General features: G+C 40.9%; 6 protein-coding genes. All 6 read left to right on the top strand.

The window, feature by feature from the left end:
* Positions 1–223 precede the first annotated feature (223 nt).
* The 6 genes from NBH14_RS18310 to NBH14_RS18285 all read left to right on the top strand — a co-directional run bounded on the left by NBH14_RS18310 (position 224) and on the right by NBH14_RS18285 (position 12,141).
* Positions 224–664 (top strand): hypothetical protein, encoded by a 441-nt coding sequence (locus NBH14_RS18310; RefSeq protein WP_186960417.1) that lies wholly within the window; start codon positions 224–226, stop codon positions 662–664.
* Between the two features lie 14 nt (positions 665–678).
* Entirely contained in the window at positions 679–2,388 is a 1,710-nt protein-coding gene (locus NBH14_RS18305; protein ID WP_186960418.1) for a RagB/SusD family nutrient uptake outer membrane protein, read from the top strand.
* Between the two features lie 117 nt (positions 2,389–2,505).
* Positions 2,506–4,401: a right-handed parallel beta-helix repeat-containing protein gene (locus NBH14_RS18300; protein WP_186960419.1), complete on the top strand. Its 1,896-nt coding sequence runs from the start codon at positions 2,506–2,508 to the stop codon at positions 4,399–4,401.
* 96 nt (positions 4,402–4,497) lie between these two features.
* Positions 4,498–7,470: a LamG-like jellyroll fold domain-containing protein gene (locus NBH14_RS18295; RefSeq protein WP_186960420.1), complete on the top strand. Its 2,973-nt coding sequence runs from the start codon at positions 4,498–4,500 to the stop codon at positions 7,468–7,470.
* 27 nt (positions 7,471–7,497) lie between these two features.
* The gene (locus NBH14_RS18290) at positions 7,498–9,840 is read left to right on the top strand and encodes a YyaL domain-containing protein (RefSeq protein WP_186960421.1); all 2,343 of its coding nucleotides are present in this window, start codon (positions 7,498–7,500) and stop codon (positions 9,838–9,840) included.
* A gap of 33 nt (positions 9,841–9,873) precedes the next feature.
* Positions 9,874–12,141 carry a hypothetical protein gene (locus tag NBH14_RS18285; RefSeq protein ID WP_186960422.1) on the top strand — a complete coding sequence of 756 codons (2,268 nt, stop codon included), beginning with the start codon at positions 9,874–9,876 and terminating at the stop codon, positions 12,139–12,141.
* Positions 12,142–12,145 lie beyond the last annotated feature (4 nt).

Genomic DNA, 12,145 nt, shown 5'->3' with positions numbered 1-12,145 from the left:
GCAGTGGCCAACTTTTTCTCAAGAGACTTATTCGCTTTTTTTAGTTGTTTTACTTCTTCTCGAAGGCGGATATTTTCCACTTCTTGATTATTCTTCCCCATGATTAATTAATTTGTTGTTAATGTTCAAAGATACTGATAATCAACCGATAAAACAAGTTTTACGGTGAACATATTAGACAATACTTGCCCTATTTTCCGTTAGAGGAAGTCTATACTTTGCCATGCTAAAATGCGTTTTTGAGAACACTTTACTGAACACCCTAGCTGCAGGGGCTAAAGATTTTTATAATGATGGCGCTAGCCGTAATATTTCTTTAGGTGGAAATTTGTCTCCAGCATTTTGGGCAGATTCATGGAACCCGGATAATATAAATGCCCGTTATCCAAAAGCTAAAGATGATTGGGGAAATCCTGATACATATGAATCAACATTCTGGATGTGTAATAAATCTTATTTGCGCTTGAAAAATGTAAATGTGTCTTATACTTTACCTCGTTCTGTCTTGAGTAAAACGGGATTTGGAGGTAATATACAATTGTATTTTTCAGGGACTAATTTGTTTACATTCTCTCCGTTTAAATTTTATGATCCGGAAGTTGAGAGTGCGATGAGTTATCCTGTAATGAAATCATTTACATTTGGACTTAATGTAACTTTATAAAAAAGCAATATATTATGAAAAAGAAATCTATATATTTATTGTTCTTATTATCCATTCTTACGGTTGGATGCGAAAATGTGTTGGATAAGGATAAATTGGACGGTATTAGTCCTGATGAAGTGTGGAATAGTGAGGCTTTGGCGGATGCTTATATGAATAATATTTATGCAAAAGTTATGCCAGGCTGGCCTGATGGTAGCGGCAGTGAGTGTGATGAAGCTGCAAGTGATTCATTAAATATGCCTGATCTTTTACGAGGTACAGCCACTATTGATCTTAAGGATATTTGGCCGTATGATCAAATAAGGAATGTAAATAAGCTGTTGGAAGAAATAGAAGGGGGAACTTGTTCTGATAATTTCAAAAAACGTTTAAAAGCTCAAGCTCTATTTTTTAGAGGATGGATGTATTTTAATATGGTAAAAAGTTATGGGGGCGTACCTCTTATGTTAAAAACATTATCAGCTGCTGATTATGAAGAAGCTTTTATTCCTCGAAATAAGACATCTGAGTGTATAGAACAAATTATAAAAGACTTGGATAATGCAGCTTCTTTAATAGGTGATGAAAAGTGGGATGATAAAAATACCGGACGAATTGATAAAGGTGCAATTCTTGCATTCAAGGGGAGAGTTCTTTTGTTTTGGGCTAGTCCGTTATTTAATCCTCAATCAGATAAGAAGAGATGGGAAAATGCCTATGATGCAAATAAGGAGGCATTAGAATATCTGACTGTTCAGGGAAAAGGATTATATCCAACTTTTGGGGATATTTGGACTGTGGATGGAAATTGCGAAATTATAATGTCAAGAAGATATTCTGCACCAGATGCAAAATTTGCTCAACATGGTATTCGCCCTATTCTTTATTCTAAAGATATGTGGGGAACTGATCATCCAACATTAAATTTGGTAAATGCTTTCCCTATGAAAGATGGTTCTGAATATAATTCGCAAAGAGATTCTTATGCGCAATTATATAAAGAAAGAGACGATCGTTTCTATGCTACTATTGCATATAATGGGGCTGAACCTTATTTAAAAGATATGAAGGATCTTAATACAAGAATGTGGACGTATAAATTGTCAAATGGGAGGTATGCGGATTCTCCATCAAGTGGTGATGGTATGACTAGTAGAGCTGGCTTTTATAGGGTAAAAGGATTAGATCCTGATATAACACAGAGTACTGTTTATGACGCAGATGTAGATTGGATTGAAATTCGTTTTGCTGAAGTTTTGATGAATATGGGAGAGGCTGCTAATAGAATAGGTAAATCGGATGTTGCTCTTGATGTTTTGAAACAAATTCGTAAAAGAGCTAATATAACACCGGGAGTAGATAATAATTATGGTATTAAAGCTACCTCGGAAGACGAAATTGCAGAAGCATATTTTAATGAACGTTTTGTTGAATTCGCTTTTGAAGGAAAACGTTTGGATGATTTACGTCGATTGAGGAAGTTTGATTATTTAAGGAAGTTGGAAAGACGAAAAGGTTTGATCTTGAATCTACTTCAAGGGAAACAAGCTCCAACTGGTATGGATAATCCTGATGATTTTATCGACTCTTTTGATCCTCAGGTTGTCAATGTAGATGTCGAAACAATTAAAGTGAAAGACTCTTATTATTTTTACGCAATACCAAAGAAGCATTTGGATCAAAACTCAAAGTTGGAACAAAATGTAGGTTGGAACAATGGAGCCTTTGATCCGCTGGAGTAATTTGTTTGATTTTTAGGTATTAATAATCCACTAAATAAGCAGCTATTTGCTATTTTTAATAGGGGTAGCTGCTTTTATATTTGTGTGATTAATCAGTTTTATAATATAATTCATACCATGAAAAAAGTATTATACTTAATTTCAATATTCTGTTTGTGTGGAAATGTGTTATCTGCCAAAGAATATCATGTATCGGTAAAAGGAAGTGATGCTGATAACGGAGATATTTCTTCACCATTTAAAACGATCAATTGGGCTGCCCAGAAAGCATTACCCGGAGATACGGTCACAGTTCATAACGGAACTTACCGGGAATGGGTAAATCCGTTGAGTGGAGGGGAATGGGAAGGGAAACGTATCCTGTACCGCGTAGCAGATGGTGAAAAAGCAGAGATTAAAGGCTCTGAATTAGTCACAAACTGGAGAAAAGAGAAGAAAGCGAAAGGGGTGTGGAAGGTGGTGTTGCCTAACTCTATCTTTGGAAATTACAATCCGTTCAATGACCGTTTGTATGGAGATTGGCTTTCTTCTGATCGGATTCATCATACAGGGGATGTTTATTTAAATGATGTTTCACTTTATGAAGAATTCAGTTTGGATAAAGTATTTACACCGGATACGATCCGTACGATTCGTGATCCGCAAGGGTGTACGAATGTATGGTTCGCAGAAGTGGATGCGGATAATACAACGATTTATGTAAATTTTGGAGATATCGATCCGAACAAGGAAACGGTGGAGGTATCGGTTCGTCCTACTTGTTTCTATCCGACCCGCGAGGGATTGAATTATATAACGATTCGCGGTTTTCATATCAGCCAGGCCGCTACACAATGGGCAGCTCCGACAGCCGAACAGGTAGGTATGATTGCTACCCATTGGTGTAAGGGATGGATTATCGAGGATAATATCATTAAAAATTCCCGTGCTAACGGCATTACTTTGGGAAAAGAGAGAAGCAGTGGACATAATCTGGAATGCAACGATAAGCGGCTGGATGGTACGGCTCATTATATAGAGGTTATTTTTAATACATTGCGACGTGGATGGAGTAAAGACTATGTCGGTTCTCATATCGTTCGGAATAATGTTATTTCTGATTGCGAGCAAACCGGTATCTGTGGTAGTATGGGAGCAGCGTTCAGTGAGATTTACGGAAACCATATCTATAATATTCTGGTAAAGCAACAATTTAGCGGAGCCGAAATGGCAGGTATAAAATTGCACGGAGCGATAGATACTTATATTCATCATAACCGGATTCATACATCGGGTAATTTTGGCATTTGGTTGGACTGGATGGCGCAGGGGGCGCGGATATCATCTAATTTGTTGTATGATAACTTGGCACAGGATTTGTTCTTTGAAGTGTCTCATGGCCCGTATATAGTGGATAACAATATTCTTCTGTCCAGTCGTTCAATTGTGGAAAATACGGATGGAGGTGCGTACTTACATAATATTATTTCAGGAGATATCTGGCGTATGGACGATCAACGTTACACCCCGTACCAATTGAACCATTCGACAGAAGTGAAAGGCATACGGACGATTACAGAAGGTGACCATCGTTTCTTTAACAATATCTTTATTGGTGGTGACAACAGTAAGCAGAAATATGGAATGGTCGTATTCGATGTTTCGCAACGTCCTGTCTATGCCGAGAACAACCTGTTTTTGAACGGTTCCCTTCCGATGACAAATAAGACACAAGATTGGGTAGAGAAAACTGTCAACCCGAAGCTTAAAGTAGAGGAAACTCCTGAAGGGGAAGTCTATTTGGTAAGTGATATCAAATTACAGGAACTGTCCTCTTTTAAAGGAAAAAGTATTGATGCCGACCGCCTTGGTATTACGCAGCTGACAGGACTTCCGTTTGAGAACCCTGACGGAACCCCTTTTAAGTTGGAAAAAGACTTTTTAGGTAATGGGCGTTCTGTTACTCCGGTTGTAGGGGCGATAGAGAAATTATCCTCTTCCATGCGAATAAAAGTATGGCCTAGTCTAAAATAATAATTTATTCAAGAAAAATCCGAATCGGTATGATTATATGTTAGTGAACCAGTCCGGATTTGTTTTAGAAATGATCATGTTTAAAATGCTAGTTATATGATAAATAGGAGATTTTTGTTTGTATTAGTGTTGTTAGGGGTGTTTATAAATACATTTGCAACTATTAAAGAAGTATTTAATTTTAATTTTGGAAAGAGTGGTAATGTTAGTTTTACGGCTGCACCTTCTCAGATAAAATCCCAGACAGGAGAAGATATTCTGTCTGCTCAGGGAGCACCATTGATTTATATGGATGCACCGGAATCCCATCGAATGAAGGGAGAAGGCTGTATCTTTTTTAAGACGCAACAAGACTGGTATGAAAATAAAGAGATAGCCTATCCCCAAAATGGTAATATTTTGTTTGAAGTATGGGCGCGGCCTCGGTTGGTGGATCATGGTGATCAGCATCAAAGTCATGTACATGTGATAGCTGCTATCGGATCGGGAGAAGGAGGATATACTTTTGCACAAGTGGGAAAGAATCTGCAGGTATATAGTTCGAAAAAAGGAAGTGTTACGTTGGCACCTATTGTTCCGGAAGTTTGGGTACATATTGCAGTAAAACAGGAAAATGGTAAAGCTGTGTTTTTTCTAAATGGTGAAGAGAAAGAGACTTTAGATGCTACCCCGATTATTATGCCGGGATTGTATGTAGGTGGGTCTGCAAAAGGAAATGTATTTCATGGTGACTTATATCAGGCGAGAGTTTCAACCTTCCAACCGGGCAAATTTGATGGGCTGTCGGATTTTGCAATTGATTATCAGGCACAGAAAGCAACATATACTCAGAATAAGCAGCATAGGAGACAGATAATAAAAATGTTTAATTCACTGAGCGGTAATGTGGTTCATACAAAAGAGTTGACAGAACGGCTTCAGGAGAAAGACTGGCTTATCCATGATTTGAAAGAACCTTGTCAACTGGTTGTGGAGAAATCGAAAGACGGTGAGACGGCCCGGATAAGAATTGAAAACGGTTTAATAGACCGGACTTTCTATTATTCAGACAATCTGGCTTGTGTAGGTTATCGTAATCTGAGTAATGGCGCAGAATATTTGCGGGGAATCAAACCTGAAGCACGCATTATGATCGATAGCGTCTGGTATGAAGTCGGTGGGTTGAAAGGGCAACCTGAATACGCTTATTTATTGGATAGTTGGTATAAAGATTTATATAGCTCTCCCCGTTCTTTTCAATTTGATAAACTGGAAATTGGAGATATCGTCAAACGTTATGACTGGAAACCTAAATTTAATTCCATAACAACATCGTGGCCGGCAAAAGGCTTACATGTCAGTATGATTTATAAGCCGACAGGACAGATGCCGGAAGTAGAAAATATAACGGTAAAAGTGAATTATGAAATTTATGAAGGTCTTCCAACTGTCGCAAAATGGGTAGAAGTCATTAATAATTCGGATGAGGCAAAAGTCATTAATAAGATAGAAAGTGAAATTCTAGCGTTGTCACAGGATCAGTTCCGCCGTATTTATGCACAGTCCGATTATTCTTTTGCAATGGTAGGAGGTGCTCATACAGAAGCAGATATTGTGGATATGTGGACGAACGAGCATGTCCCGTTCAGCGGTTCTCCGGTTCGTCTGATAGATGATACGGATTATAACACCTGGGCCGGAGTGCGCAATGACGAAGAGATCTTGTTTGGTGGAAAAGCAACACGAAACCTGCTTGTCAGCAGTGTTCCGATGGGGCCCAATGTAGATGTAACGAAAACAGAGCCTTTCCAATCGTTCTGTACTTTCGAGTTATTGATGGATTCAGATGATTTGGAGCGGAACACATTAGGATGGCGCCGGGTATATCGGAAACTGGCCCCTCAAACCACTGAATCGCTTTTATGTGGAGGCATCACAAGCAATGATCCGGTAAAACTAAAAGGATTTATCGATCAAATGGCAGAAGTAGGGATGGAACGTTTGGATGTAATGGCCTGGCCCGGTATTCAGTACGACAAGCTGGATGCGGAATATGTAAATATGTGGAAAGACATCGCTTCCTATGCCAAAGAACGTGGTATTATCACCGGGGGATATGAATTGATGGTGGCAAGTAGAGGACGTGGGGAAAAGTATGACTGCATTGATCCGAAGACAAATAAACCCGGTTGTAATTTCGGACAGAGTGTTTGTCTGGCATCTGAATGGAAAGATGTCTTCTTCCCTAAATTCTGGGAATTTAAAGAAAAGACAGGCTTGGATGTATACCCTATTGATGGTCCGTATCATGGAGATGCCTGTGCTTCAAAAAATCACCCTCACCATAAAGGATTGGAAGATTCTCAATGGAAACAATGGAGTATCATGCGCGATTTTACACGCGAAATGCAAAATAAAGGTATGTTTGTACTGATGCCGGATAATTATTTCTGGCATGGTTCGACGGCTACGGGGATGGGATACCGTGAAGCTGCAAGTAACCTGACACTTTCCCAACAGATGTTGTTAGGGCATCAATACATATATGATGGCACCCGTACAAAACTTCCAACGATGGGATGGATGACTTTGCAGTTGGTCGGATTTTATTCCAATGATCCTAAAATCGGCTTGGAACCTCTGTGCGACAACCTGGATAAATATGAAGCCAATCTGATTCAATTGTTGGGTAGTGGCTGTCAGTTGACTATCCGCGGCAATCGTTTGTACGATACGCCGGAGACTAAAAAATTATTGTCCGCCTATATTGACTGGTTTAAGAAATATCGCGATATCCTGACCTCTGATATTATTCACGTAAGTCGTCCGACCGGACGTGACTTGGATTGTATCATGCACGTAAATCCTTTTATTCAACATAAGGGTATGGTAATTGTCTTTAATCCGACAGATCGTGACATAACCAAAGAAATGCGACTTCCGCTTTATTATTCAGGCTTAAAAGATAAAGCGACAGTTGTGGCATCGGATGGGACCAGCTCAGAGTATACATTGGATCAAAAAGGAAATCTGCTGTTCCCAGTATCGATAAAAGCACAGGGAGCATCGTGGTTTTTGATTGAAGAATAGAAAGTAGAAATTGAAAGAAATGAAAGCATGAAAATTAATAGTTTGACATTATTGATATCTTTATCGATTACTTTGATATCCACAGCTGTGGTGGCGCAAGACAACTTAAAAGGAAGTTGGATGCCGGATACGGAACAGACTGGTGATTTTAAACAGATAACCGCCTTCCTGAAATCACTCGGCGGTAGTTTCCGGCCGATGTTGGTAAGCTACGACGGATCGGTCGTTCGCGAAAAAGCAGTTTTCAATCAAGGGAAAGCAACCCTGCACACTTCGGAATGGAGTTGCGATCTGAAACCAGTAAAACCCAATCGAGATGTATTGGATTTGGAGATCTGTTTTAATGTGGATAAAGGCGAATTACAATCCGGAGGTATTGCCGTCGCTTTTGATTTCAAAGACTGGAGTCGGGATAATTTTGTATTGATACCGGCGTATGTGTACAATGGCAATCGTTTCAATGTAGAAACAAATGGTTATTGCTCTCCTTATCCGAAACATTATCTGTATAATAAAGAAGTCCCGACCCAGTTGTTTGCCAATAATCCACGGTTGGCTTTGGCGAAGAACATACCGGGAAAGATAGAGGGACTTACCGGGAATGCCTCTACGCCCGCTATGTGTTTCTTCTCCCCATCCAAAAAGCGGGCATTCATCCTGTTGTTTGAACAACGCTCAGAATTTGGCGATCATGGAATATTTGTAGAAGAGAATGCGGCGCAAAACGAGGCTTCATTTGTCGTGAGCGCACCGGGCGTACGTGAATTGCGTGCCGGGTTCGGCGACTTTTCTCCAAGTGGCGATAAGGGAACTGATTGGAAGTCTGGAGACAAGATAAACCTAAAATTTCGCGTGTATAGCTTCAAGGCTAATAGCAAGCAGGATTTATACGAGCGGTTTATGGATGAACGTAAGGCATTGGTCGGTCCGAACCATCTAAGGAATCTGACACCTTTTAGCAAGACGTTGGAACTTACGGCAGTGTATAAAAACAAGAACCGTTGGGCGGAATTACCTTTCGGCCATTTTTACCGTACCGGAAATGGGGATGGTTATTTGGTCGGATGGGTAGGAGGATTGATGGACACATACGCTCTTTTAGCCATGAACGATCCTTTGTCGCGCGAACGGGTTCTTACGACCTGCGACTTTGCGTTCGGGAAATACCAAAGTAAAAGTGGATATTTTTATGGTCCGAATAATGAAAAGGGTGAAATACCTACTTTTGAACGCGAAGAGTTACCCAACTCTTCTTTAGTACGCAGGAATGCCGATGTCTTGTTCTGGTCGATAAAACATTTCGAGTTATTAAAACAACAAGGGTATGGAGACCAGATAAAACCGGAATGGGAAAAAGCGATCCATAAACTGGCTATGGCTTTTGTGAATACTTGGAAAAAGTGTGGAGAATTCGGGAACTATGTAAATACGGAAACCGGGGATGTGATTATCTACCATTCTGCTTCAGGAGCTATGGTTCCAGCCGGTTTGGTCATGGCAAGCCGTTATTTCAATGAGCCCAAATTCTTAGAGGTAGCCAAAGAATCGGCCCAATTTATGTATGATAGAGAAATTGTCGGTTTGGGATTTACTTCCGGTGCTTGCGGTGATATCATGCAGGATGCCGATTCAGAGTCGAACTTCGCTTTTACTGAGTCGTTGATGGCGTTGTATTATGCCACTTCCGATAAACAATGGCTGGATATGGCTTGTAATGTAGCCAATATAGCCGCTACATGGACACTTTCATACGATTACCAATTCCCCGTAAACTCTACCATTAGCAAGTTAGGCGGCCATGTGGCCGGTGCGGTATGGGCCAGTACCCAAAACAAACATGCGGCGCCCGGCGTGTGTACGATGTCGGCAGACCATTTGTTTAAGATTTACCGGGCAACAGGCGATCGGCGGTATGCGGATTTGCTTCGGGATATAAACCATACACATGCGGAAGTCATGGAAACACCGGGAAGACCTACCACTGGCATGGGACCGGGCTCTTCGATGGAACGTATCCAGACAACAGATGCCGATGGCAAAGGAGCTGTCGGTGTTATCCTTCATACATCCAATGGCTGGACGGAAGGGAATGGTATGTTGATGGGTATCGAAATTCCGGGTATTTACCTCCGGACGGACAAAGATGAAATGTATGTATTCGATCATGTGGATGCCAAAGTAGTCAAACGTGATAAGTTGGGTATAACTTTGGAGATCACCAATCCGACGCGGTTTGATGCCTCTGTAAGTATTTTTGCGGAAGCATCGAAAGAAGCAAAGAAGCCGTTAGGATACCATAACTTCCTTGGTTGGAAAAAGGTTGACATAAAATCGGGTGAAACCGTGCAATGTATGTTGCCTTGTCAATAAAACAGAGTTTCTCATTTAAATAAACATAGTTTTATGCTTAAGAAAATATTGTTTTTTGTAATAACCTTGCTGGTTACCGGATGTACGTCCAAAGGGTCTTGGAATTTCAAGACCGATTATTTTGAAATAGAAGTCAATGACAAAGGGTATATCACTTCGATGCAAAACACGACGGTATCTCCTTGCCGGGAGTTCGCGATCGAGGATAAACCATCTCCTGTCTTGTCATTATATAATAGTGGGGAAAAGGAATATTATTATCCTTTCCATGCGGCATTCAACAGTCAGACAAACATTCTGACAGTAGATTATCCAAATGGTTCGGTAGCAGAAATTGCGATGGAGCCGAAAGGGAAATATATAAAGATGACTTTGCTGGATTTATCACCTCGGAATGGAGTGGACGATGTACAGTGGGGGCGTTATAATACGAATATAACCAATTTGTTCGGAGATATTATTGGTGTGGCACGTGATACGAGTGCCACTGTCAATTATGCGATAGGTGTATTGGCTCTCGACGATAATACGATTGGCGGCAGTTCGGATGTGGAAGGCGATGCCGGTCCTACACAGTATGTGGTCCATAGTCCGGATCCGAAGCTCTATCCGTTGCCGGACAACTTGCATGAAGGACAGGAAATTCCTTTAGGTGGAGATGGCATCAGCGATGTGGCTTTCTTCGCCTATAAGGAGCCTTACTATCGTTTTGTTGCGGCAAATACGGCTATGGTGGATGAACAAGGTCGTGTTTTCATACAGTATCATTCCCGTAACCGGACGCTTCCGAGGGAGGTCTGTTACTCGTTGCTTCCTAACAAAATAAACAATGAGCCGAACCATATTGAGGTGGAACCGATACCCGGAGTGGATTTCATAGGATCTTCCGTGGCTCTTTGGGGAAGCCCGGATGATATCGCTTTGATGGATGTGATTCAAAACATTGTATTGTCGGAAGGATTGCCTTATCCAACAGTGAATGGTAAATGGGTAAAAGATCCGACAGCCTTTGTACCCGATGTCATTTGTTATGGGAATCAGTATGATAGTATCATTTCTTACGCCGATCGGTTGGGTTTTAAAGCGATCAGTGCTTATGATCTAGGTTTCGTAAGACCGGATAGAAATGTGGGAGGTTATATAGATGGAAAAGATTTTTCTAAAAAACCTTTTACCTGTGCAGGCGGGAATATGTCACATAAAGAGTTTACGGATAAAGCAAAAGAAAAGAATATCTTGGTTGGTCGTGCCAATATAACGAATGCGTTGGCACCAGGCACTAAAGATGCAAGCCCTGTGCCTAGCGATAGCCTGTGTTACCAGCAAAAACGGGTGCTGAAGAATAATCTGTCAGCCACAGATACAATCATCATTGTGGATGATCCGAAGTACTTGGAAGAAATAGCCAGCTGGGAAGGGCATTGCAAAAACTTAAACATGGTAAAAATAGGGAAAGAACTGATCCATTATCTGGGTGTTTCGGATACAGAACCATACAGGCTGTTGAACGTAACCCGTGGTTATTGGAATACGGAAGCAAGCAGTCATTCAACCAATGACACTATTTATAAGTTACAGGTTACGTTGAATTACGGTTATGACGGAGTGATTCCTAATATGGCTCTTCAGGATGAAATAGCTGAGGTATATGCGGAAATAGCGTCAGTCAATGGTATCCGTTATTACGATTTTGATGGTTTTGAGTTTTTTTGGAACAGCGGTCATGGTTATTATTCTACAAAACGCTTTTTGCGGAAAATGTTTGAACATGCCAAAGAACTGGGAGTGGATTACATTCGTTTCACCGGTGCAGGGTTCAACGAAGGTTCATGGCATTATCAAAGTATCAATAATGCCGGTGGCGGAAAAAATTTGTATGATACGGAATTGAGGGTATGGGGTAGTACCACCAGCCAGGGGAAGGATGCCCGAGACCAATGCTTTGCTAACTTCTTCCCGATCTCGTTCGGCTCAAATTTCCCGATAGTGGAAACATCTACAGTGGAGACATATGAGCACGTCGAAGCCATGTCGGTGGGTTGGGGAGTAACTTATGCTCTGAAGTTAAGCCAGAAAGACGTGGAAAGTTGTCCGCAAAAAGAGGCCATTTTTAAAGCAATACGCACCTGGGAAGATGCCCGCCGGGCAGATGCTTTCCCGAAAGAGATAAAGAAAATGCTTACCAACCCATCTTATGATTGGCGTTTGGAAGAGGGAGTGGAAAAGGATACTTGGGTATTGTATCGAATGATTGATGGGGAAAAGGCCCAATCGTATCCGTTAAAAAAGGCTTCCAAGTAAAATA

Origin of the sequence: Parabacteroides caecihominis, from assembly GCF_023656785.1 — a bacterium.
GTDB lineage: Bacteria > Bacteroidota > Bacteroidia > Bacteroidales > Tannerellaceae > Parabacteroides > Parabacteroides segnis.
Note: the sequence above shows the minus strand (reverse complement) of the source record. Positions and strands in the feature narration are given on the sequence as shown.